Consider the following 23,498-nt stretch of genomic DNA (forward strand, 5'->3'; position numbering starts at 1 on the left):
CCCGCTCAGACACCGCGGGCGGCGAGGGCCTCGCCGAGCAGGTCCGCGTCGCGGATCAGCCGGACCAGCACAGTCGGGAGGACGCGGACCAGGGAGGCGCGCTGCCCCCGCGCCCACGCCGCCTCCCGGGTCTCCCGGACGACGGCGATCACCGTCGGGATGGAACGGATCGTCAGCGCGACCAGCAGCTCCACGCGCCAGCCGAGGACCCGCCCGGCCAGCGCCGCGAGGTCCGTCGCGCGGGTGGTGAAGACGAGGAGGTTGCCCGCGAGCACGCCCACCACGAGCTGCCCGACGGGGCCGACGGCCGCGCGGGCACCGTCGGAAACACCCTGACTGAGCAGGTAGAACACGGTGAGCACCAGCGCGAAGAGCAGCGCCGGGCGCAGGGCCCGCCACAGGTGCACCGGGCGCAGCCGGGCCACCGGGAACAGCGCGGCCACCGCCAGCGCCGACACCGCGAGCGGCACCGGGCGCGGGAGGATCGCCAGGAACGTGACGAGCGCCAGCATCGCCAGTAGCTTCACCGCGGCGGAGGCGCGATGCAGGGGGGACGCGCGCGGGACGTAGCGGCCCAGCATCAGCGGGCCGCCAGCTCGCGGTAGAAGGCGATCGACTCCGCCGGCGTACCGTCGTGCACGAGGGCACCGTCGTCCATGACCAGCACCCGGTCGAAGTCGTCGAGCATGTCGAGGTGATGCGTCAGCAGGATGACCTGCTGCTCCAGCGCGGCGAGCCGATCCCGGACCTTGAGCACGTTGCGCAGGTCGAGGAGGGTCGTAGGCTCGTCGCAGACGAGGATCTCCGGGTCCGTGACAAGCACGGACGCGAAGGCCAGCATCTGCTTCTGCCCCGAGCTCAGCAACTGCGCGGGGGCGTCCGCGTGGTCGGCGAGGCCGAACTCGGCGAGCACCGCCATCACCCGATCGGTGTCGACGGGCCGCCGTCGGCCGCGGCCCGGCGGGCGCAGCGACAGCGCGACGTCCTCCGCGGGTGTGGGCATGACGATCTGCGCGGCCGCGTCGGCGAACATGAAGCCCACCTTCCGGCGCACCTCGGACCGCTTCTTCCGGACGTCCAGCCCCAGGGTCTCGACGGTGCCGCCGTCCGGGACGACCAGGCCGTTGAAGGTGCGCGCGAGCGTCGACTTGCCGGAGCCGTTGGCGCCGATGATCCCGATCCGCCGCTCCGACAGCTCCGCCGTGATGCCCCGCAGGACGGGGCGTTCGTCGTAGGCGTGCTGGACGTCGTCGAGACGGATCATGCCCGCGCCCTCGCGGGAGCGCGGCGGGCGACCCCGCGCCCGGTCATGCCCTCTTCTTCGCGATCGCGGGGTACGCCCGCGCCACGGTCACCACCACGAGCGACGTGATGACCACCTTGATCAGGTCGCCGGGGACGAACTGGAAACCGAGCGTGAGCTTGGCGAACAGTCCCGAGCCGGTGCGCCAGCCCAGCCACGGCAGGCCGATGGCGTAGACGATGAGCACCAGCCCGATGATGTTGGCGAGGCCCACCGCGAAGGGATTGGTGCGGCCCCACTTGTCGACGAGCCAGCCGGTCACCAGTGCGCCGACGATACCGCCGAGGAGGAAGCCGCCCGTCGGGCCGGTGAGCACCGCCAGGCCGCCGCGGCCGCCCGCGCCGATCGGCAGCCCCACGACGATGAGCAGCACGTAGAGCGCCACCGAGGCCCCGCCCCACGGGAAGCCGAGCAGCGACGCGGCCAGCATGAAGCCCAGGGTCTGCAGGGTGATGGGCGCGATGCCGCTGATCGTGATGGTGGGCATCGCCAGCACCGTGGTGAGGGCGGTGAAGACGGCGACGAGGGCGAGGTCGCGCGGAGTGGCGCGGTACGTGGCGGCGTTGAACACGGTTCAAGAAGTATCGGGGCGCTCGGCTAGAGTCAAGTCCGTGGCCATCAACCGCTCCGACGTGCTGACCTCCGCGATCGGCGTCCTCGACCGGTCGGGCCTCCCGGACCTGACGATGCGTCGCGTGGCGGCGGACCTGGGCGTCGCTCCGGGGGCGCTGTACTGGCACATCCCGAACAAGCAGTCGCTGCTCGCGGCGATCGCCGACACCATCCTCGCCGATCCGGCGTTGGCCGCGGCGGCGTCGAAGTCGCGGATGCGCTGGGACCGACAGCTCACTGGCTACGCGCACGCCCTGCGCGCGGTGCTGCGCAGGCACCGCGACGGGGCGGAGGTGGTCTCCGCGTCGCTCGCCTCACAGCTCGGCACCAGCAACCTGCAGTCGCAGATCGCCGAGATCGCGGCCTCGGCCGGCGCCCGGCCCGCCGACGCGAGCGCCGTCGCCCTCACGCTGACGCACTTCGTCGTGGGCTTCACCTTCGAGGAGCAGACCCGGGAGGCGATGGCGCGGGCCGGGGCCGCCGCGGGTGAGCTCGACCAGACCGCCACCGACCGCGCCTTCGCAGGCGGCGTCGACCTCATCGTCGACGGGCTGCGCGCCCGCACGACCGCCCCGGCCTGAGCCGGCACGGGCTCGAGCGGACCTTCGAACGACCTGCCCCGGCCGGGGCGCGCCCTCGGTCCGGAGGCGCCCCCGGTCAGGACAGGTCGACGGCGCGGTCCACGGCGTAGCCGTAGCCGGCGATCCCGAATCCGGCGATCACGCCGGCGGCGATGGGCGAGACGTAGGAGTGGTGCCGGAAGGCCTCACGCGCGTGGACGTTGGAGATGTGCACCTCGATGATCGGCACCTCGGGGATCACCAAAGCATCGGCGACCGCTACTGAAGTATGCGTCCACGCTGCCGGATTGATCACGATCGCGGAGAAGTTTCTGTCGCGTGCGACATCGTGGATCCACCCCACCAGCTCGGCCTCGTCATTGGTCTGACGGACCTCTACTTCTACTTCGGCGTCGCGCGCGGCGGCCGCTCGGCGGCAAACGTCGACGACGTCGGCGTACGAATTCTTCCCGTAGACCTGCGGCTGCCGCACGCCGAGCATGTTCAGATTCGGTCCGTTCAGCACCAGAATGCGGGCTCCCATGGGGCCAGAATAGCCCGGAGCGGATCCAGGGAAATGGGATACATGTCCCACGCCGTGCGCATCGGCCCCGTGGATCATGTAATCTCCCAGTATTCGCAATCTGGAAGGGAGGGCCTTATGACGACGTTCGCGGCCAAATTGAACCGACTTTTCGAGGTCGTGCATCCCGCAGACCGGGGGCCCTACACCTCCTCCGAGTTCTGCAGGATGGTCGAGGAGAGCGGCGGCAAGCTGTCCGTTCCCTATCTGTCGCAGCTGCGCTCGGGCCGGAGCTCGCGCCCCGCGTACGACATGGTGGCGTCCATCGCACAGACCTTCGGCGTCCGCGCCGAGTACTTCTCGGACCCGCTCTACGAGCGCGAGGTCCTGGGCGACCTGGAGCTGACCCGCGAGCTGCGCGAGTCGGGCATGCTCGAGATGGCGCGTCGTTCGACGAAGCTCTCAGCGGACCGTCGGGCGGCACTCGCCGGGCTCCTCGCGGAGCTCGAGGCGGAGGACGGCAAGGAGGGCACGGCCTAGGCCGTGCACTCTCCGGGCCTTAGGCCCGCCGGGCCGGTAGCGGCCCACCGGGGCTCAGCGCACCCGCTCCAACAGGGGCGACGGGGTGTGCTGGGCCCTTTTCGTCACTGCGGCCGTCCAGCGCGAGGTCCGCCAGCCCGACGGGGGCTCCAGATCGACGGCGTGCACGGAGCCGTACGGCGCCTCACGATCCAGCCATCGCGCCACCGCGGCGGCGCGGTCGACCGGCGAGGCGTCGGACAACTTGCCGTCGCCGGGGCTGGCCAGCATCGCCCAGCCGTCGAGCACGACGACGGCACGCGCCTCCGCCGTCTCGACCCAGCCGCCGCCCTGCCGCACGACGGCCTCGAGGTCGGGGAACAACTCCTTGACCTGCTCGTACGCCGGCCGGAAGTGCAGCCACTCCCGCGCCGAGATGAGGATCGACGCGAGCCACGAAGCCATCAGCACCAGCGTCCAGCTCGCGAACGCGGCGTCCAGCATGAACCGGTTCAGCCGGAGCACCCACACGCCCACCTGCAGCTGCTGGAGCAGGACGCCGCCGGCGATGACGTTCGCGACCGCGACGACCGCGAGCAGGACCCCACCCAGCGCCAGAAGCCGGAGCTGCGCGCGGTGCACCCGGCTGCGCTTGGACACCCGCCACGTGGACACGGCCACGACCAGCGCCGTGGCTCCGAGGCAGGTGTAGACCAGCGCCGTCTCGACCGCGAGCCCGAAGTCGCCGCCGAAGCCCAAGCCCGTCGGGTCGCCGAGGTGGCCGAGGGCGGACCCGGTCACGATGATCACGCCGACCACGACGAGCGGCGGCGCCCATACCAGGAGCCGGGCCCGGCTCAACCGCCCGTCGAGCGCGAAGGCGAAGACGAGCGCGCCGTAGCAGGCCACGAGCAGCAGGACCCGCTCGATGGTCACCACTTCGTACTCGGACAGGCCCAGTCGGCCCAGCGCCTCGATGGACACCGGGGTGTCGATGGTGACCATCAGCGCGAGCGCGACCGCGGTGAGCAGCGCACCGCCCGCCGGGGGGTTCCGGTTCGTCTGCCACCGGCTGAATCTTTCCAGCGCACCGAGCCAGAGGATCGGTGCGACGAGCGACGCGATCATCCGAGCAGTTCGTCGACCACCGAGTCGACGCGGGTGATCGTGTGCCCGGCCTTCACACGGCGCACGAGCAGCGTGGCGAAGGACTCCGCCTCGGCCTCGCACCGCGCGGCCCGGCCGCTGTCGGGATCGGAGGAGCAGCCCTGCTCGTGGCCGAGCACCAGGTGGCCCAGTTCGTGCGCGAGCGTCTGCTCGAAGGTGGCGACGCCGCTGGAGACCACCAGCAGGTCGCGTTCGTCGGAGCGCAGCCACATCCCGAAGACGCCGACGGGCAGCGTCATGCGCTGCACGTCGATCCGCCGGCCGAGATGCTCGGAGTACGCGGCGACCACTTCGGCGACGGTTCCCGGACCCGATCCGGACTGCGGGGTCACCGCACGCACGACGGCGCGGACTGCGCGTGTCGGCCGGTCGGATCCCCTCATGACCGAAACGATACGTCGGTTCGTCGGCTCGTTGTACACCAAGCCACTCATAGAACCGGTTCGCCCGGATTCCGCCAGGTCGCGACGTCTAGACTCGCGGGGTGCCCGAACCGTCCGACGCTGCCCGCACCGTCCGCTCCACGGCCCGGACCGCCGCACTGACCGGCGTTCTCGGCGTCCTGTTCGCGCTGCTCACGCCGTTCATGCCGGTCCAGCAGACCACCGCCGCACTGGACTGGCCGCAGCGCGGATCGCTCGAGGCCGTCACGGCGCCGCTCATGTCCTACGTGCCCGATAGGGTCGACGTCACAATCCCCTGTTCCGCTGTGGGCGGACTTCCGGGGGGCGCTGGGACCCTGGTCGCGACCGGGCCCGTCGACTCCCCCGACACCGTCCGACGGGGCATGACCATCGGCGTCAACACACTCCCCGACCAGCGGCGCATGCTGGAGGTGGTGGTCCGCAACACCCCCCTGCTCACGGTCGACGTCGCGGCGCTGACCGCCCCGGGCTGTCGCGCGATCGTCTTCTCCGGCGACAACAAGACGGTGAAGGCCGAGGTCGTGGGCGTCTCCGCCCCCGACGGCACGCCCCTCGCGGGCGGCAAGGACAACGGCTTCGACTACCGGCCCCAGGTCGTCGGGGTGTTCACAGACCTGCATGGCACAGTCACGGGCAGCACGCGGATTCAGTTCCGTGCGGATATCGACACGCGCTACTCGACGGTTCCGGCCGCCGCCCGGTGGGTCGTCATCGTCCTCGCGATCGCGCTGATCCTCGCGAGCCTCGTCGCCCTGCACCGGCTCGACGTCGCGGCCGACGGCCGCCGGCACCGTCGGATCATGCCCGAGGGGTGGTGGCGCCCGACGAAGCTCGACAGCACCGTCCTCGCCCTGCTGGCTACCTGGCACGTGATCGGCGCGAACACCTCCGACGACGGCTACATCCTCACCATGGCCCGGACGGCGGAGGCCGCGGGCTACACCGCGAACTACTACCGCTGGTACGGCGCGCCTGAAACCCCCTTCGGCTGGTACTACCAGGCCTTCGCCTGGCTCTCGCACCTCTCGACGGCCAGCCCGTGGGTCCGGCTGCCCGCCCTGATCTGCGGGATCGCGACCTGGCTGATCATCAGCCGGGAGGTGGTGCCCCGGCTGGGCCGGGCCGCGCGCTCGCGGTTCGCGCTGTGGGCCGCCGCCGGGGTCTTCCTGGTCTACTGGTTCGCCTTCAACAACGGGCTGCGCCCCGAGCCCGTGATCGCCCTGGGCGCGCTGCTCACCTGGTGCTCGGTGGAGCGGGCGATCGCGACGGGCCGGGTCCTGCCCTTCGCGGCGGCCGCGGTCTTCGCGGGGTGGACGGTGGCGGCCGGGCCGACGGGCATCATGACGGTGGCCGCGCTGCTGGCCGGCGTGCGGCCGGTGGGCCGGCGGATCCTCGCCCGGGCCCGCACGAGCCCCGCCGGGTTCCGGCTCACGATCGCCGCGTACGTGGCGCCGGTGCTCGCCGCCGGGGTGCTGCTGGTGCCGATCATCTTCTCCAAGCTCACCGCGTCGGCCTTCGTGCAGAAGACGCTGATGCAGTCCGACGTGGGCACCGTCGTCGACACCAAGAAGTGGTACAACGAGATCGACCGGTACTCGGCCCTGTTCACGTTCACGGCCGACGGCGGCGTCGCCCGACGGTTCGCGGTCATCGTCACCATCGCCTGCCTGCTGCTCACGGGCGCGGTGCTGCTGCGCAAGGGCCGGATCCCCGGCGCGAGCCTCGGGCCGAGCCGGCGCCTCGTGGCCGTCACGCTGGGCGGCCTGCTGCTGCTCATGTTCACCCCCACCAAGTGGACGCACCAGTTCGGCGCCTTCGCGGGCCTGGCGGGCGCGCTGGCCGCGCTCACGGCGATCGCGCTGGCCCCCGCGGCCCTGCGCAGCGCCCGCAATCGCGCGCTGAGCGCCTCCGTGGTCCTCCTGGTGCTCGGCCTGTCCTTCAGCGGCCCGAACGGCTGGTGGTACGCCAGCAACTACGGCGTGCCCTGGGGCGAGTCGACGGTGCTCGCCCTCGGCACGGTCTTCTTCGCCGGGGCGGGCGTCGCGCTGCTGGTCGCCGGGTGGCTGCACTTCCACGAGCCCGATCCGGCCCCGGTGCCGCCGCGGGCGAAGCGGGTCGTCGACTTCTTCAGTCGCCAGTCGTCGATCACGTGGGCCGCCTGGACGGTGGTCGTGTTGTGCGTCGGCTCGATGCTCGCGACGACCGGCATCACCCAGTTCTCCTCGTTCTCCAACGGCAAGGCGAACCTCCGGGCGTTCGGCGGCGACGGCTGCAACCTGGCCGATTACGTGCTCACCGAGCCGGATCCCACGTCGGGCCTGCTGCTGCCGCTCGACGGGAACATCCGCGACGGCCTCGCCGGGCCGGGCACCACCGGCGTCTCGCCCGACGGGGTGCCGACCATCATCAACGCCACCACCAGCTCCAACACCGACGATTCGAGCACCTCGCTCGACGCGATGGCGCGGCTGCCGCAGGACACCACGTCGGGCCGCACGTCGACGGCCGGGATCAACGGCTCGCACATGCGTCTGCCCTACGGCCTGGATCCCGCGCGCACCCCGGTGCTCGGCTCCTACTCGCAGGAGGGCCAGGTCAAGGCCCAGGTGGTCTCGAAGTGGTACCCGCTGCCGGCGAACGCCGCGGACCGCTCGCTCATCACGCTCTCCGCCGCCGGGAAGTTCACCGACGACGAGCTCTACGTCGAGTACTCCACCGATCCGCCGGCCGCCGGCGCGCAGCCGAAGGTCGCGGGCAAGAAGTCCTTCATCGACATCGGGCCGAAGCCGGCGTGGCGGAACCTGCGCCTGCCCCGCACCGACCTGCCCGCGGACGCCACCGCGATCCGAGTCGTCGCGCTCGACGACGACCTGGCGATCGACCACTGGCTCGCCGTGACCCCGCCGCGGGTGTCGAAGCTGGTCACGGCGCAGGAACTGATCGGCTCCACCGAGCCGGTGCTGCTCGACTGGACGTCCGGCCTGGCCTTCCCGTGCCAGCGGCCGTTCAGCCACGCCAACGGCGTCGCGGAGGTGCCGCAGTGGCGGATCACCCCCGATCAGAACCTGTCGCCCGTCACCACGGAGTGGGAGGGCACCCTCGGCGGCGGCCCGCTCGGCTGGTCACAGATGCTGCTCCAGCAGGAGAAGATCCCCGGCTACCTCCAGGGCGACCTGGGCCAGGACTTCGGCGACGTGATGCGGCTCGTTCCGTACTCCCAGGCGCGTGCGGCGGATCTCACACTCGGGACCCGCACCGTCTGGGGCACGCACGTCGAGGCGCCGATCCGCAAGGACCGGACCGATTCCTGACGGACTTTCCTGACCTGCGGCATCGCACGGACTGAGAATCCCTTAAGCGATCCCGTCTTCCCCGGACGGCGAATCGGTTCTCGCAGCTGACTCGCATACCATGAGCACCCGTGTCCGTGCCTACGTCCCGCTCCGAGTCGGAGCCCGGCCCCCAGCGTCGAGCCGCCGCCGCGGCGCCGCCGCGAGCCGCCGGTGTCGCCCGCCTCGCCGCGGTCGTCGCCGGTGCGGTCGGCCTGCTGCTCTGCCTGCTGACCCCGCTGCTGCCCGTCCAGCAGGCCACCGCCTCGCTCGACTGGCCGCAGCTGCGACCCGGGGCCGAGAGCGCGGAGGTCACGGCCTCCCTCGTCACGCAGTCGCCCGCCGACCTCACGGCGACGGTGCCGTGCTCGGCGATCGCCCGCGCCGCCGGCTCCGGGGGCACCGTCCTCTCGACGCTGCCCGTGGGCTCGGGCGCCGCCCGCGAGTTGGGCCTGAACGTCACCGTCGGGGCGCCCGGGCCGGGCCAGGCGGTCACCGTCTCCTCCCGCAACACCGTCATCGCCGCGGCGCCCGTCGACCGGCTGCGCGGCTGCTCGCAGCTGCGCCTGTGGTCCAACGCCGCCGAGGTGGGCGCGCGCTTCGAGGGCATCGACGTGGCGGGGTCCATCCCCACGGAGAACCGCCCCGTCATGGGCGGCGTCTTCACCTCCCTGAAGGCCGCCGACGTCGCCGCCGCGGGCCCGGGCCTGCGCCTGCACGCGGACCTCGACACCCGCTTCGAGCTGTCGCCGTCGCCCCTCAAGGCCGCGGCGATCGGCATCGGCCTGCTCAGCGTGCTCGCCTCGCTGATCGCGCTGTGGCTGCTGGACCGGAACTTCGGCCACCACCGTCGCGCGCCGCACCGCACCGTCGGGCAGATCCTGCGCCCCCGCCTCGTCGACGTGGCCGTGCTCGGCGGCCTCGCCCTGTGGACCGTGCTCGGCGCGGGCAGCTCCGACGACGGCTACATCCTGTCGATGGGCAAGGTCGCGCCCGAGGCCGGCTACACGGCCAACTACTACCGATTCTTCGGCGCCCCCGAGGCGCCCTTCGACTGGTACTACACCTTCCTCTCGCACTGGGGCTCGATCAGCGCGAACGCGATCTGGATGCGGCTGCCGATGCTGGCCGCGGGCGCACTCACGTGGCTGCTGCTCAGCCGCGTGCTACTGCCGCGCCTCGGCCCGGGCGTGCGCCGCTACCCGCTGGCCGTGTGGACCGCGGGCGCGATGCTCCTGGCCTTCTGGTTCCCGCTGGCCTCGGGCCTGCGCTCCGAGCCGATCATCGTGCTCGGCACCATCGTCACCTGGGCCGCCGTCGAGCGGTCCGTCGCGACCCACCGCGCGCTGCCCGCGGCGGTCGCCGCGATGGCGGCGGGCCTGACGCTGGGCCTCGCCCCGCAGGGCGTCGTCGCGGCGGCCCTGCTGCTGGCCTCGTCGGCCGCGGTGCTCCGCGTGCTCGTCGCGCGACGGCGCGAGGCCGGCCTGGCCGCGCTGGTCCTGCCGGTGCTCGCCGCCGCGGCCGTGGTGATCCCGATCGCCTTCCGCGACCAGTCGCTGGCCTCGGTGGCCGAGGCCATCCGGATCCGGCTCGAGGTGGGCCCGGCCGCGCCGTGGACGCAGGAGTACCTGCGCTTCTTCTTCCTCACGGTCGAGACGACCGACGGCTCGCTGGTCCGCCGCGTGCCGGTCTACCTGTTCGTCATGTGCCTGTTCGTGGCGCTGTTCGTCATGCTCCGCGGCCGCCGGATCCCGCGGATCGCGCCGGGCCCGGTGTGGCGCCTGGTCGGCGCCGTCTTCATCGCGGCGGCCCTCCTCTCGCTCACGCCCACCAAGTGGACCGTGCACTTCGGGGTGTATGCCGGGCTCGCCGCCGCGCTGGCCGCGGTGACGACGGTGGCGGTGGTCGAGGCCGCCCGCACCTCCGTCCGGAACTTCACCTTCTTCCTGTGCGGGATGCTCTTCGCACTGGCCGCCGCCTTCGCGGGCTTCAACCTGTGGTCGTGGCCGTACCTGTGGGGCGTGCCGTGGTTCGACCGGCAGCCCGAGGTCGCCGGCATCACCTTCAGCAAGGCCTTCCTGATCCTGGCCGGCCTGGCGGGCGCGCTCGCCGCGTGGCAGCACTTCCGGATCGACTTCCGCGGCCGCGGCGAGGGCGGCCTGGTCGAGGACGGCACCGTCGACGAATCCGCGCTCGACGACGCGGAGCTCGCCACGCACACCCGGGCCGACCGCGACCAGGCGCTGCGCAGCCGGCGCCGGCTGCAGCTGGCCTCGCTGCCGCTGGTGGCGGTCCTGGGCATGCTGGTGCTCGGCGAGGGCGCGATCTTCGCGAAGGCCTATGTCTCGAACCCGGCCACGTACACCGTGGCCAAGGGCAACCTGGACGCGCTGCGCGGCAAGAGCTGCGGAATGGCGCGCTCGGTGCTCGTGGAGACCGACCCGAACGCCGACATGCTCACCTCCGCCGAGGGCCGTCCAGCCGCGCAGGCGCTGGTCGGGGCGGGATCGACCGGCTTCACGCCCGACGGGATCCCGAACGAGCTCAAGCCCCTGGCGATCAGCTCGGCGCCCGGCCAGATCAACATGGCGTCGCCGATCACGTCGCCGTTCACGTCGACCGCGGCGACGGCGGGCACCGGAGGCGGCACCGGGCCGCGCACCGTCAACGGCAGCACCGCCGCCCTGCCCTTCGGGCTCGACCCGGCGCGCACGCCGGTCGTCGGCTCGTACGGCCAGAACACGGTGCCCGCGGAGCTCTTCAGCGACTGGTACGGCCTGCCCGCGCGGTCGGCCGACCGACCGCTCGTGGCCTTCGCCGCCTCCGGCGCCATCTCCTCCGTCGGCCCGACCGGCAAGAAGGAGTACGGCCAGCCCGTGACCCTGGAGTGGGCCGAGCGCCGCGCCGACGGCTCGATCGGCGCCCGCGGCGTCATCGACCCGATCGACCCGGGCCCCAACAAGCCCTGGCGCAACCTGCGGGTCCCGATGGAGGCCATCCCGCCGGCCGCGAACGTGGTCCGCATCCACGTGCGCGACCCGAACCTGGGCGCACAGCAGTGGGTGGCGGTGACGCCGCCGCGCGTGCCGCGCCTGCGGACCCTCCAGGACGTGGTGGGCGAGAAGGACCCGGTCCTGCTCGACCTGCTCGTGGGCCAGCAGTTCCCGTGCCAGCGCCCGCTGGCCATCCGCAACGGCACCTACGAGGTCCCGAAGTGGCGGATCCTGCCCACCCGCAAGGACGCGCTCTCGACGTCGGGGACCTGGCAGGCGCGGGAGGCCGGCGGCCTCCTGACGGTGCCCGACACGCTGCTGCGGACCACGACGCTGCCGACGTACATGACGGGTGACCTCACCCGGGACTGGGGCGAACTTCAGCAGTACGCGCCCCTCGCCGACGACGCCCCCGCGGCGGACCTGACGGTCGGTGTCCAGACGCGGTCGGGATGGTGGCGCCAGGGCCCCATCCGCGCGCTGACCAACCAGACGGTGAAGAGCTAGGAATCGATGATGAGCAGCGATAACTCGACCGCACCCGCGACGGTGCCGCCGGAGCAGCGCTACGGGAAGTGGCGGATCGTCGCCGCCGTCGCGGGCCTGCTGGGCTTCGTCCTGGCGATCCTCACCCCCTTCCTGCCCGTCAAGGAGACCACCACCGCACTGCACTGGCCGCAGAACGGCAAGGTCGCGAACGTCGAGGCTCCGCTGGTCTCGTACACGCCGGTGCGGCTCGACGTCACGCTGCCGTGCTCGGTGGTCGACGAACTCCCCGCGGCCGGCGGCACGCTGCTGCGGACGCTCCCGGAGGACGGCCCGCGCCCGGGCCTGCAGGGCCTGGTGATCCGCGCGGACGCCAAGAACGTCATCATCGCCGACCGCGACGTCGCGCTGGCGACGGCGAGCCGCGCCGACGTGGCGCGCGCCGGCGCGGGCTGCGCGATCCGCTTCGTCTCGACCCCCGAGGCGACGACGGCCGAGTTCACCGGGATGCCGGAGGGCGCGCAGACCTCCAACCAGCTGTCGAACACCGTCGCCGACCCGAACCTGCGTCCGCAGATCGCCGGCTTCTACACCGACCTCCCGCCGTCGACGCCCGTCGCCGGCATCGACGTGGCGACGCAGGTGGACACCCGCTTCAACACCTCGCCCTCGACGATCAAGCTGATCGCGATCATCGTCGGCATCGCCGCCACCATCCTCGCGCTCGTCGCGCTGGGCTTCGTGGACATGCGCGACGGCCGCGGCCACATCCGGTTCATGCCGCAGGGCTGGCTGCGCCCCCGGCCCGTCGACTTCACCGTGATCGGCGTGCTCGGGATCTGGTGGCTGATCGGCCCGAACACGTCCGACGACGGCTACCAGATCACGATGGCCACGCAGACCAAGTTCAGCGGCTACATGATCAACTACTTCCGCAGCTTCGGCGTGCCGGAGAACCCGGTCGGCTGGAACGACTACCTGTTCACCGCGATCTCGCACTTCACGACGGCGGCGCCCGCGATGCGCGTGCCCGGGCTGATCTTCGGACTCCTGACCTGGCTGATCATCTCGCGCGAGATGATCCCGCGGCTCGGCCGCGCGGTGCGCAACAACCCCGCCGCCCTGTGGGCCGGCGCGGGCGGATTCCTGCTGATCTGGCTGCCGCTCAACAACGGCCTGCGTCCCGAGCCTGCGGTGGTCTTCTTCTCCCTGCTGACCTGGGTCTCGGTGGAGCGCGCCATCGCGACCGGTCGCATGCTGCCCGTCGCGATCGCCGTCCCGTGCGCCGCGCTCTGCGTGGGCGCCGCGCCCGGCGGCCTCATCGCCGTGGCCGCCCTGCTCGCCGCGTCGCGCCAGATCATCACGCGCATCGTCAAGCGCCGGAAGCGCGACGGGCTGCTCCCGATGATCGCGCCGATCCTCGCCTCGGGCATGGCGTACCTGTTCTACGCCTTCTTCACGCCGACCGCGGCGGCCCTCCGGGAGGCCATCACCGTCAAGGGCGTCACCGGGCCGACGCTGGACTGGTACGAGGAGGGCGTCCGCTACTACTACCTGATGCTCGAGACGGAGGACGGCTCCGCCGTGCGCCGCATCGGCGTGCTCACCGCCTTCCTCTGCCTGCTCACGGTGCTGACCTTCATGCTGCGCCGCAAGCGTCCGGCGGGCATCTCCGCGGGCCCCGTGTGGCGGCTCATGGCGGTCTTCTTCGCCACCGTGGTGCTGCTGGCGTTCACCCCGACCAAGTGGACGCATCACCTGGGCCTGTTCGCCGGCTACGCCGCGGGCATCGCCGCGGTCGCGGCGACGCTGACGATGGCGCCGATGATGCGCTCGAAGCGCAACCGCGTCTTCTTCGCCGCCGCCGCGCTGTTCATCGCCGCGATCTCCTTCGCGGCGCGCGTCGGCTACTACTGGGTGGGCACCTACGGCATCCCCTGGAACACCATGCCGCCGCAGCTCTTCGGGCTCGAGATCTCCTGGATGCTGTTCTTCGCCTCGGTGCTCACGGCCCTCTACGGCCTGTGGCTGCACTACCGTCGCGACTACGCGCCGGAGCCCACGAAGACCCACGGTCGTACCCTCCCGACGCTGGCGATCCTCACCATGCTGATGGTGCTCTTCGACGTGGGCACGATGGCGAAGGGCGCCTACGCGCAGCGCGGCAGCTTCTCCTGGACCGCGTCGAACGTCCGGGCGCTGCAGGGCGATACGTGCTCGATGGCGGACTACGTGCTGATGGAGACCGACCCCAACGCGGGGCAGCTCAAGCCCGCCCCGCGGCCCGACGGTTCCGTGCCGAGCGCGGCGCAGGCTCTGGCCGGCAAGTCGACGGGCTTCTCCCCCACGGGTATCCCCGGCTGGCTCTCGCCCGTGAAGTCGAACCCGGGCCACAACACCGACGTGACCAACTCCGACGTGCCGGAGACGGTGGGCGGCAAGCGCAATCCCGACCCGAAGACCGACGGGGTGCCGCTGCCCTTCGGCCTGAACCCGGCGACCACGCCGGTGCTCGGATCCTCCGGCGCGACCGGCCTGGCCAACCTGACCACCGACTGGTACACGCTCGGCGCGGTCGACGAGTCGACCCCTCTGGTGACCCTCTCCGTCGGCGGCCCCGTGGCGGCGACCGGCCTGAACGGCGTGAAGCGCGACGGCCGGACGCTGTTCCTCGAGGCCGGGAACCGGTCCGCGAACGGTGCGGTGCAGCCGCTGGGCCGCCTGGCACCGCTCGACGCGTGGACCAACAACAACTGGCGCAACCTCCGCTTCCCGACGGCCGACCTGCCCCGCGGTACGAACACGGTGCGCGTGGTCATCGACGACAAGGTGCCCTCGGCCGATCCGATCGTGGTGACGCCGCCGCGGATGACGCCGATGAAGACGCTGCAGGAGTTCCTGGGCCGCGACACCGTCGTGGCGTTGGACTTCATGGTGGCCTTCGCCTTCCCGTGCCAGCACCAGGTACGGGCGGTCAACGGCCTGTTCGAGCGGCCCGAGTACCGGATCTCGCCGGATTACATGGCGACCGTTCTCACCTCGAACACGTGGCAGGGCTGGAAGACGGGCGGCCCGCTCGGCGTGAGCGACGCGCTGTACCACGAGCAGATCGTGCCCACCTACCTCAAGGGGAAGTGGGCCATGGACTGGGGCACGCTGACGAAGTTCACCCCGTGGACCGCGGCCGAACCGGCGCAGCTGGAGCTCGGCACCACGACCCGCACGGGCTGGTACACCCCGGGGCCGATGCGCTCCGCGCCGTACTGATCGGCGCCGGCGCACCGGCCGGTCCGCGCTAGCGCACTCCGTCCCAGAGGGCGCGGAGTTCCGGTGCGGGATCGACGACGGTGCCGCCCTCCCCGCCGAACACCCGCACGGTGCGGGCGGGGAGGTAGGGCGCCCAGCCCGGGTCCTCGCCGCGGGTGAAACGCACCCAGGCGCCGTGGGTCTCGTCGGCGACGGCCTGTGAGGGGTCCGGCCCGGTCAGGTTGGTGACCCCGTCGGCGTGGAGGTTGTCGAAGGTGAAGGCGAGCTCGACGGCGTGGCAGGCGCCGAGGCGGCCGCCGAGCGCGGTGGACGGCTCGTCGAAGCGGTAGAAGAAGGTCTCCGCCGGCGCGTCCGCGCGGGCCTCGGCGATCCGCACCGCGGGGATGCCGAAGAACCAGTCGGCCATGATGCGGCAGAACAGGTCCCCGGGCGACGCGGCGGGCTCGGCCGCCCGGTACGCGGCGACCGCGGCCGCCGGGTCGGGCAGGCCGTACTTCGCGGCGGTGGGGGCGAGCGCCGCGTCGGGCAGTAGGTCGATCAGCCCGCCGGGAACGATGAAGAAGCGGGCCTCGTCGGCGTTGGCGCCCACCAGGACCCGCACGCCGGCGCCGGAGCCGGCGCGGATCGCGTCGATCGGCAGCTGCGGCAGCACGTCCCCGTCGATCACCGGCTCGAAGATCATCACGTTCCGCGAGAGCTCGCCCCACGCGGCGGGGTCCGGGTTCGCCTGGATCTCGGCGTCGAGGGCCGTCGTGGCGTCGACGAGGGCGGCGGGTTCGACCGTCGCGAAGCCCTCACGGCTGGGTTCCACGCCGAGTCGCTCGGCGAGGGCGCGGGTAACCTTCTGCGCGGTCTCCCGGGTGATCGCGTGGTGGCCCGCGCCGCTCTGCAGCACGGCCTGGGCGAACAGGCCCTGTGCGAGGGGCGATCCGAGCAGCGAGCCGACGCTCATCCCGCCGGCGGACTCGCCCGCGACGGTGACCCGCGCCGGGTCGCCGCCGAAGCCGGCGATGTTGTCGCGCACCCATTCCAGCGCCATGATCTGATCGCGCAGGCCGAGATTGGTGTGCTCGTCGCCGGTGTCGAGGAAGCCGAGCGCGCCCAGCCGGTAGTTGATGGTCACGCACACGACGCCGTCGCGGGCGAAGGCGGCGCCGTCGTAGTAGCCGCTGCGGCCGCTGCCGTTGCGGAAGGCGCCGCCGTGGATCCAGACGAAGACCGGCAGCCCGTCGGCGCCCTCGGGCGCCCAGACGTTGAGGTTGAGGCATTCGGCGCCGGGGAAGTCCGGCTCGGCCGTGAGGATCTCGGCGACGGGGCCCTGGTAGCCGGGCTTGGGCACCGTCGGGCCGAAGGCGGAGGCGTCGCGCTCGCCCTCCCACGGCGCGGGCGGCGCGGCGGGCAGGAGCCAGCCGGCACCGTCGAGCGGGGCTGCGTAGGGCAGGCCCAGGAAGCGGGCCACACCCTGCTCGACGGTGCCGCGGACGCGGCCGGAACGGGTCTCGGCGGTGACGGAGGAGGTCATGCCTCCCTGTCTACCGGGAGGCGTCGTCCTTCGGATCGATTTCGATCGGCCCGGAGTGATCGGCGTCGTAGACCTCGACGGTGACCAGCTCGCCGGTGTGCGGCGGGTGGTAGAGGTCCTCCGGGACCTCGCCGTCGGAGTACACGGGCAGGTCGTCCGAGGGCAGCACGTCGGTGCTGTCGTCGGTCACCGCGAGCGTGTTGGCGTGCCAGCGCATCCGCTCGCCGAGCTCGTCGCGGTGCGCCCGCTCCGCCACGATCAGCGGATCGTGCCAGAGGTCCATCATCAGGCCCACGCACATCCCGACCATCACCACGAGGAAGGGCGCCGCCGCGATGATCGCCATCTGTTTGATGCCGGTCAGCGCATCGTCGCCGCTCACCCAGAGCAGTAGCGCCGCAACGGTACCGGTGAGCACGCCCCAGAAGATCGTGATCATCCGGTTCGGTTCCTCGGCCCCGCGCTGCGACAGCGTGCCCATCACGATGGACGCGGAGTCGGCCCCGGAGACGAAGAAGATCCCGACGAGGAGCACCACCAGGAAGGCGGTGATGGTCGGCCACGGCAGGTTGCCGAGGACGTCGAAGAGCATGACCTCCTCGTTCTCCGCCTTGCTGATGCCGAGGCCCGCCTGCTCCTGGTTGATCGCGGTGCCGCCGAAGACGGCGAACCAGACCAACGAGACCAGGGTGGGCACGGCCATGACGCCGATCACGAACTCGCGAATGGTGCGGCCGCGCGAGATCTTCGCGAGGAACAGGCCCACGAACGGCGTCCAGCTGACCCACCAGGCCCAGTAGAAGATGGTCCACGAGGCCAGCCACTTGCCGGCCTCAGGCTCGTTGGCGGCGGACCGGGCCGACATGTCCATGAAGTCGGCCGCGTACGCGCCCATCGACGTGGGCAGCAGGTTCAGGATGAACACGGTGGGGCCGACCACGAAGACGAAGACCGCCAGCACCAGCGCGAGCACCATGTTGGTGTTCGAGAGCCACTGGATTCCCTTGGCGACGCCCGAGACCGCCGAGGCCACGAAGGCCAGCGTCAGGATGGCGATGATGGCCACGAGCAGCAGCTTGCTGGAACCGTCCTCGGCCCAGCCGAGCCGCTCCAGGCCGGCGCCGACCTGCGCGGCGCCGAGGCCGAGCGAGGCGGTGGTGCCGAACAGCGTGGCGAAGATGGCCAGGATGTCGATGATCCGGCCGCCGACGCCGTGCCCGCCGGTGCGATTGAAGATCGGCGCGAAGACCGAGCTGATCAGCTGGCTGCGACCGCACCGGTAGGTGCTGTACGCGATCGCGAGGCCGACCACGGCGTAGATCGCCCACGGGTGGAAGCCCCAGTGGAACATGGTGGTCGCCATCGCGACGGCCACGTCGTGGCCGTTCATTCCGGGAGGCGCGCCGACGAAGTGGTAGATCGGCTCGGCGGCGCCGAAGAACATCAGGCCGATGCCCATGCCCGCGCTGAACATCATCGCGATCCACGAGACGGTCTTGAACTCGGGCTTCTCACCGTCGCGTCCCAGCGGGATGCGACCGAATCGGGAGAAGGCGAGGAAAGCTGCGAAAAGGACGAAGAAGCTGGCTGAGATCAGGAACAGCCAACCCAAATCGGTGATGATCCAATTGAGGACATCGGAGGTCGTCTTCTTCAACCCGTCCGAATCCAGGAAACCCCAGAGGACGAACGCCAGAACCGCGGCGGCCGTCACACCGAAAACGACCCAGTCGGTCGTCCGGCGATGGTCTCCTGTCTTATTAGTTACAGTAGCCATGATCCCACTAGATCACAGTGGACATGGCACCGGTCAAATCTCCGGTGAAGTCCCACAGGCCCTGACGCGGCGAACTACACTGCCCGACCTGGGCGTTCGTACGCCGGAGAAACCTTCCGACGTCTAACCGGACGGGACGACCGACCGCACCCAGCCCTCGAGGCCGCGCGGATTCCGGGTCTGCAGCAGCACCCGCCCCGGGCCGGTGAACTCGAAGACCATGCCCTCGCCGGACTTCATCGACTGGATCCACTTCCCCTGCACGGCGCGCCGCATGGTGAACTGCATGTTGAGGTCGTAGGCCACGACGTGCCCGGTGTCGATGACCACCTGCTCGCCCGGCCGCAGGTCGATCACGTCGATGGCGCCGTAGCAGGCGACGAGCACCTCGCCCTGGCCCGCGGCCTGCAGGCCGAACGCGCCCTCGCCGCCGAAGAAGGTCTTCGCACCACCGAACTGGGTGGTGGTCTGCACGCCGTGGGAGCTCGCGAGCCACCCGCCGCGGGTCACGTAGTAGGGCCGGTCCGGCTGGATCTGCAGCACGGCGATGTCGCCGGGCAGCGTGCCCGCGATGTCGACCCAGCCGCCCTGCGGCGGCGCGGTGAAGGTGGAGACGAAGAACGACTCGCCGGAGAGCAGGCTGCGCTTGAGGCCCTGCATGATGCCGCCCTGCGCCTGCGACTGGAGGTTCATCCCGGCGGAGTGCGCCACCATCGCGCCCGACTCCACGGTCATCGGCTCGTTGGGCGCCAGCTGGCAGCGGGCCATGGAGAACGACGGGTTGTGACGGAGCTGTACCTGCATGCCGTCGAATCTAGCCGAATCCGGTCACCCCGCGACACGCTCCCGGCGGCGGGCGTCCCGCTCGAGTGCGCGGTCGCGCGCGGCCTCGAACTTCCGTGCCCGGACGTCCAGCTCCTCGACGAAGTCGCCGATCAGGTCGCGCAGCCGCGCGGCCTCGCCGGTGAGGTCGGTGCGCTCGAGGAGCCGCCAATGGCGCAGCACCGGCACGACCACGGCGTCGCGGTGCTGGCGCAGGTCGTAGATGCCGCTCTTCGCCATGAGCACAGCGTCGCGCCGGAAGTGCGGGAGCGCGGCGCCGGGCATCTGGAAGTTGGTGAGCACGGCGTGGATCGCGGCGAGGGCCTGCGCCGGCGCGACCTCGATCGCGGCGCCGAGGATGTTGCGGTAGAAGAGCATGTGCAGGTTCTCGTCGGCGGCGACCCGGGCGAGCATCCGGTCGGCGACGGGATCGTCGCAGACCGCGGCGGTGTTGCGATGGCTGATCCGCGTCGCGAGCTCCTGGAAGGTCACGTAGCTCACCGACAGCAGCATCGAGTTCATCCCCGGCGCGAAGCCGTGCTGCATCTGCGTCATCCGCAGGCCCTCGAGTTCGACGGGATCGACCCCGCGGGTCACGGTGAGGTAGTCGCGCAGCACGATCGAGTGCCGCGCCTCCTCCGCCGTCCAGCGGTGCACCCAGTAGCCCCAGGCACCGTCGAGGGTGAAGTTCTCGGCGATCTCGCGGTGGTAGCTCGGGAGGTTGTCCTCGGTGAGCAGGTTCATCACCAGCGACGCCCGGGCGACGGGCGACAGCGCGGAGTCGCTCTCCCGGAAGTCCTCGCCGCCGAGCGCGGCGAAGTCGCGGCCGCGGCTCCACGGCACGTAGTCGTGCGGGTGCCAGTCGACCGCCTGCCGGAGGTGCCGGTCGACCTCCCGCTCGGCCGTCTCCGAGAGCTCGTACAGCAGTTCCAGGTCGGTCAGATCACTCATGATTCCCAGCCTGGCCCGCCGCGGCCGGCACGGGCAGGGGCGATGGTCCCCGACGGCGTCCCGCATCCCGGCCCGGCGGTGCGTCACCACTGGTGGGGACGTGCGTACCGGTGCGCCCGGGACGTATGTCCCGTCCTCGCCCGGCGACGGTCCGCCGAGGAGGGCCCACGCCCCGTACGGGCCTACGCTGAGGGCATGTCCTCGGTATTCCTCGTCGACGACCACGAGATCGTCCGGCGCGGCCTGGCCGACCTCCTCGCCTCCGACGGCAGCCACACCGTGGTGGGCGAGGCGTCGACGGTCCGCGAGGCCCTCGCCCGCATCCCCGCCGTGCGCCCGGACGTCGCGGTGGTCGACGTGCGCCTGCCCGACGGCTCGGGCATCGACCTCGTCCGCACGCTCCGCGACCAGCTGCCCGACCTGCCCTGCCTCGTGCTCACCTCGTACTCCGACGACGAGGCCCTGCTCGACGCGATCACCGCGGGCGCGCAGGGCTACGTGCTCAAGCAGATCCGCGGGACCGAGCTGGTGTCGGCGATCCGCACCGTCGCGGCCGGCGGTTCGCTGCTGGACTCCGCGAGCACCGCCCGGGTGCTGCAGCGCATCCGCCGGGGCCAGGAGGCCCCGCCGGCACCGACGGGCCTGACCGGGCAGGAGGAAGCCGTCCTCGAGCTGCTCGCCGAGGGTCTGACGAACAAGCAGATCGCGGAGCGGATGTTCCTGGCGGAGAAGACCGTCCGCAATCACGTGACCGGCATCCTGGCGAAGCTCGGCGTGGAGAACCGGGTGCAGGCGGCCCTGCGCGCGGCGCAATGGCGCGACGCGGGCGGGGCCCGCCGATGACCGGCTCAGGCCAGCGCCGCGCGGGCCTGGCGCCACGCGTCGACCGCGGGGGTGCCGCGCTGCACCGCGCGCTCCGCGAGCAGCCGGCCCAGGAGCCGGCACACCAGGTACTCCCAATCCAGGTCGTCGAGGGCCGCGGTCGTGCGCACCTCGTTCCAGCGGGCGAGGCGGCCGGTGTAGGCGGCCTCGGCGAGGTCCACGACGAGGGCGCGCACGTCGGACCGGTCCAGCGGGTCGATGTCGATTCCGTTCACGCCGCCCAGCGTGGCGCCCGGATGGGCTCCGCGCCAGGGACGTTCGTCCCGACGCTGCTCCTCCATCTGCGGGGCGCGGTCCGGTGACGGCGGAGCACGGGCCGGACGCCGACCTGCAGGACATCCTCAGCGCCGTGATGGTCGTGGCCCAGGGACTGGACCTGCCCGCGACGGTGCGCCGCATCGTCACCTCCGCGATGGCACTGGTGGACGCGCGGTACGGGGCGGTGGGCGTGAGCAGTGACGACGGCTCGCTGGAGGAGTTCATCTACGTCGGCGTGGACGCGGAGACGGCGGCGCTGATCGGTGATCCCCCGTGCGGCCGCGGCCTGCTGGGGTACCTCCTCGAGGTGCAGCAGCCGGTCCGGATCGCGGAGCTCTCCGAGCACCCGTCCTCGGTCGGCTTCCCGCCGAACCACCCCCCGATGCACAGCTTCCTGGGCGCGCCGATCATCGTCGGCGGGAACCTGTTCGGGTGCATCTACCTGGCGGAGAAGGCCGACGGTGTCGCCTTCACGGCCGGCGACGCGAAGGCGATCGAGATCTTCGCCGCCGCCACGGCGGTCGCCATCGACAACGCCCAGATGCACGCGGAGACGCTGCGCCAGCAGCAGCGTCTCGGCGAGCTGCAGGTCATCGAGGAGCGCGAGCGGATCGGGCGCGACCTGCACGACCACGTGATCCAGCGGATCTTCGCCGCCGGCCTCGGGCTGCAGGTGGCGCGCTCCGCCGCGGCGGACGAGCCCGTCCGCGAGCGGCTCGACGCCGCCATCGGTGAGCTCGACCGCACGATCGCCGACATCCGCTCGACGATCTTCGAGCTCTCGACCGACGGGAGCGGGCTCCGGAGCCGGCTCGTGCGCGCGGTGCGGGCCGTCGCGCACGGCGGCGAGACGGCCGTCGACGTCGGCTTCTCCGGCCCGGTGGAGAGCGCCGTGGCCGACGACGGCCTCGCCCGTGATCTCGAGGCCGTGGTGACGGAGAGCGTCTCCAACGCGATCCGCCACTCGGGCGGCACCCGCGTCGCGGTCACGGTGATCGCGAGCGGCGAAGCGGTCACCGTGGAGGTCGCCGACGACGGGACGGGCATCCCCGACGGTGGCCGACGCAGCGGGCTGCGGAACCTCGCCACCCGCGCGGAGCTGCGGGGCGGCACCGTCGACCTGCTGCCGGCGGACGCGACGGCGGAGCGGCCCGGCACCGTCGTGCGGTGGTCGGTTCCGCGGGACCCCTAACCGGCGGAGGGCACCGCCGTGAGCGCCTTGTACCCACCCGCGAGGTCCGTGGCGCGGTGCAGCCCGATGTCGCGCAGGGCGGCGGCGGCCAGGGAGCTGGCGTAGCCCTCGGAGCACAGCACGATCCACCGCACATCCCAGCCCGTGGCCTCGGGGATCCGGGCGTCGGACGTCGGATCGAGCCGCCATTCGAGCACGTTCCGCTCGATGATCAGGGCTCCGTCGACCTCGCCCTCGACGGCGCGCTGCGCCGCGGGACGGGTGTCGACGAGGACGGCGCCGGCGTCCAGCTCGGCGCGCAGGTCGGCGGCCTCGACCCGGTCGATGCGGTCCCGCGCGCCCGCCAGGAGCCCGTCGACGCCGCGCCCGCCGGTGGGGCCCTCGGGTTCGTCGGTCAGCTCGCTACGCACGCGGCGCAGCCTGCCGACCGGCGTCACCTCGTAGTACGACATCGCGGTGAGCGGCGGGGAGTAGGCGTGCACGGAGAGGGTGGGCGTGGCCGCCTCGCCCGTCGCCGCGTCGTGGGCGTCGGCGTGTCGGGTCACGTCGTGCACCCAGCCGCGGTCGAAGGACGCCTGCCCGCCGGCGTCGATCCGCCGCTCCCGCAGGGCTTCCCCGTCCCAGCTGCGCTCCGCGAGCGCGCCCGAGACCACGGTGAGCGCGCCCAGCGAGCCGGCGTGGTCGTGCAGCTCCGTCGAACGCTCGGGCACCCAGCTGATGAGCCAGACGTCCACGTCGTCGTCGCCCCACAGGCGGGTCGACCACCGCTCGCCCGCCGGCCAGTCGGTGGGGATCACGCGGTCGTACTCGCCGGCACACACCTTCGCGGCCTCGGTCGCGGTGAGCGCCAGCAGGTCCGGTGCGGTATCGGTCATGCGGTTCAGTGTCGGACGGGGCACCCGCGGGGTGA

19 protein-coding genes and 1 pseudogene are annotated in these 23,498 nt (G+C 72.0%); 7 read left to right on the forward strand and 13 right to left on the reverse strand.

Annotated elements, in window-relative coordinates:
• Positions 1 to 5: 5 nt before the first annotated feature.
• Genes ACLQ3K_RS16725 through ACLQ3K_RS16735 form a run of 3 tightly spaced genes read right to left on the reverse strand, consistent with a single transcriptional unit; the run spans position 6 to position 1,874 of the window.
• A complete protein-coding gene (locus ACLQ3K_RS16725) occupies positions 6 to 581 on the reverse strand; it encodes an energy-coupling factor transporter transmembrane component T family protein (RefSeq protein ID WP_426000841.1) in 576 nt (191 codons plus the stop codon).
• Positions 581 to 1,264, reverse strand: coding sequence for an energy-coupling factor ABC transporter ATP-binding protein (locus ACLQ3K_RS16730; protein WP_426000843.1), 684 nt, complete (start codon positions 1,262 to 1,264; stop codon positions 581 to 583). The genes ACLQ3K_RS16725 and ACLQ3K_RS16730 overlap by 1 nt, the downstream gene beginning before the upstream one ends.
• A 43-nt stretch (positions 1,265 to 1,307) precedes the next feature.
• Positions 1,308 to 1,874 carry a biotin transporter BioY gene (locus ACLQ3K_RS16735; RefSeq protein ID WP_426000845.1) on the reverse strand — a complete coding sequence of 189 codons (567 nt, stop codon included), beginning with the start codon at positions 1,872 to 1,874 and terminating at the stop codon, positions 1,308 to 1,310.
• Positions 1,875 to 1,914: 40 nt separating this feature from the next.
• On the opposite strand from ACLQ3K_RS16735, the gene ACLQ3K_RS16740 reads away from it, so the two are divergent.
• Complete coding sequence (locus ACLQ3K_RS16740) at positions 1,915 to 2,496, forward strand: TetR/AcrR family transcriptional regulator C-terminal domain-containing protein (RefSeq protein ID WP_426000847.1); 582 nt, start codon at positions 1,915 to 1,917, stop codon at positions 2,494 to 2,496.
• A 76-nt stretch (positions 2,497 to 2,572) separates the two neighbouring features.
• Here ACLQ3K_RS16740 and aroQ read toward each other — a convergent pair whose 3' ends face one another.
• Positions 2,573 to 3,019 carry a type II 3-dehydroquinate dehydratase gene (gene aroQ, locus ACLQ3K_RS16745; protein ID WP_426000849.1) on the reverse strand — a complete coding sequence of 149 codons (447 nt, stop codon included), beginning with the start codon at positions 3,017 to 3,019 and terminating at the stop codon, positions 2,573 to 2,575.
• A gap of 159 nt (positions 3,020 to 3,178) precedes the next feature.
• Between aroQ and ACLQ3K_RS16750 the strand changes: the two genes are divergently transcribed.
• Entirely contained in the window at positions 3,179 to 3,538 is a 360-nt protein-coding gene (locus ACLQ3K_RS16750; protein ID WP_426000851.1) for a hypothetical protein, read from the forward strand.
• Between the two features lie 54 nt (positions 3,539 to 3,592).
• On the opposite strand, the gene ACLQ3K_RS16755 is transcribed toward ACLQ3K_RS16750, so the two are convergent.
• Both ACLQ3K_RS16755 and ACLQ3K_RS16760 read right to left on the reverse strand, forming a co-directional pair.
• A complete protein-coding gene (locus tag ACLQ3K_RS16755) occupies positions 3,593 to 4,645 on the reverse strand; it encodes a hypothetical protein (protein ID WP_224645603.1) in 1,053 nt (350 codons plus the stop codon).
• Entirely contained in the window at positions 4,642 to 5,067 is a 426-nt protein-coding gene (locus ACLQ3K_RS16760; protein ID WP_224645602.1) for an ImmA/IrrE family metallo-endopeptidase, read from the reverse strand. Before ACLQ3K_RS16760 ends, ACLQ3K_RS16755 begins: the two co-directional genes overlap by 4 nt.
• A gap of 101 nt (positions 5,068 to 5,168) precedes the next feature.
• On the opposite strand from ACLQ3K_RS16760, the gene ACLQ3K_RS16765 reads away from it, so the two are divergent.
• The 3 genes from ACLQ3K_RS16765 (at position 5,169) to ACLQ3K_RS16775 (ending at position 15,184) form a co-directional block, all read left to right on the forward strand.
• Positions 5,169 to 8,420: an arabinosyltransferase domain-containing protein gene (locus ACLQ3K_RS16765; RefSeq protein ID WP_426000853.1), complete on the forward strand. Its 3,252-nt coding sequence runs from the start codon at positions 5,169 to 5,171 to the stop codon at positions 8,418 to 8,420.
• A 110-nt stretch (positions 8,421 to 8,530) separates the two neighbouring features.
• Entirely contained in the window at positions 8,531 to 11,938 is a 3,408-nt protein-coding gene (locus tag ACLQ3K_RS16770) for an arabinosyltransferase domain-containing protein (protein ID WP_426000855.1), read from the forward strand.
• A 9-nt stretch (positions 11,939 to 11,947) separates the two neighbouring features.
• On the forward strand, positions 11,948 to 15,184 hold the full coding sequence (locus ACLQ3K_RS16775; protein ID WP_426000857.1) for an arabinosyltransferase domain-containing protein: 3,237 nt from the start codon (positions 11,948 to 11,950) through the stop codon (positions 15,182 to 15,184).
• A 28-nt stretch (positions 15,185 to 15,212) separates the two neighbouring features.
• On the opposite strand, the gene ACLQ3K_RS16780 is transcribed toward ACLQ3K_RS16775, so the two are convergent.
• The 4 genes from ACLQ3K_RS16780 to ACLQ3K_RS16795 form a co-directional block, all read right to left on the reverse strand.
• Complete coding sequence (locus ACLQ3K_RS16780; protein ID WP_426000859.1) at positions 15,213 to 16,706, reverse strand: carboxylesterase/lipase family protein; 1,494 nt, start codon at positions 16,704 to 16,706, stop codon at positions 15,213 to 15,215.
• Between the two features lie 10 nt (positions 16,707 to 16,716).
• Positions 16,717 to 18,483: a BCCT family transporter gene (locus tag ACLQ3K_RS16785; protein WP_336672210.1), complete on the reverse strand. Its 1,767-nt coding sequence runs from the start codon at positions 18,481 to 18,483 to the stop codon at positions 16,717 to 16,719.
• Between the two features lie 123 nt (positions 18,484 to 18,606).
• Positions 18,607 to 19,287 (reverse strand): TIGR00266 family protein, encoded by a 681-nt coding sequence (locus tag ACLQ3K_RS16790; protein WP_336672211.1) that lies wholly within the window; start codon positions 19,285 to 19,287, stop codon positions 18,607 to 18,609.
• Positions 19,288 to 19,311: 24 nt separating this feature from the next.
• A complete protein-coding gene (locus ACLQ3K_RS16795) occupies positions 19,312 to 20,256 on the reverse strand; it encodes an acyl-ACP desaturase (protein WP_426000860.1) in 945 nt (314 codons plus the stop codon).
• Between the two features lie 195 nt (positions 20,257 to 20,451).
• Between ACLQ3K_RS16795 and ACLQ3K_RS16800 the strand changes: the two genes are divergently transcribed.
• Entirely contained in the window at positions 20,452 to 21,099 is a 648-nt protein-coding gene (locus ACLQ3K_RS16800; protein WP_426000861.1) for a response regulator, read from the forward strand.
• A gap of 5 nt (positions 21,100 to 21,104) precedes the next feature.
• Here the strand turns inward: ACLQ3K_RS16800 and ACLQ3K_RS16805 are convergent, their stop codons facing one another.
• Positions 21,105 to 21,353 (reverse strand): hypothetical protein, encoded by a 249-nt coding sequence (locus ACLQ3K_RS16805; protein ID WP_224645594.1) that lies wholly within the window; start codon positions 21,351 to 21,353, stop codon positions 21,105 to 21,107.
• 83 nt (positions 21,354 to 21,436) lie between these two features.
• Between ACLQ3K_RS16805 and ACLQ3K_RS16810 the strand changes: the two genes are divergently transcribed.
• Positions 21,437 to 22,588, forward strand: coding sequence for a GAF domain-containing protein (locus tag ACLQ3K_RS16810; protein ID WP_426000862.1), 1,152 nt, complete (start codon positions 21,437 to 21,439; stop codon positions 22,586 to 22,588).
• On the opposite strand, the gene ACLQ3K_RS16815 is transcribed toward ACLQ3K_RS16810, so the two are convergent.
• Together ACLQ3K_RS16815 and ACLQ3K_RS16820 are read right to left on the reverse strand one after the other, a co-directional pair.
• The gene (locus tag ACLQ3K_RS16815; RefSeq protein ID WP_336672265.1) at positions 22,585 to 22,986 is read right to left on the reverse strand and encodes a rhodanese-like domain-containing protein; all 402 of its coding nucleotides are present in this window, start codon (positions 22,984 to 22,986) and stop codon (positions 22,585 to 22,587) included. The two genes, ACLQ3K_RS16810 and ACLQ3K_RS16815, sit on opposite strands and share 4 nt — an antisense overlap.
• Positions 22,966 to 23,463 (reverse strand): annotated as a pseudogene (locus ACLQ3K_RS16820) (cysteine dioxygenase); the annotation flags it as partial. The gene ACLQ3K_RS16815 and the pseudogene ACLQ3K_RS16820, both read right to left, overlap by 21 nt.
• Positions 23,464 to 23,498 lie beyond the last annotated feature (35 nt).

This window comes from Tsukamurella sp. DT100, assembly GCF_049844855.1.
In the GTDB taxonomy this organism is placed as follows: domain Bacteria; phylum Actinomycetota; class Actinomycetes; order Mycobacteriales; family Mycobacteriaceae; genus Tsukamurella.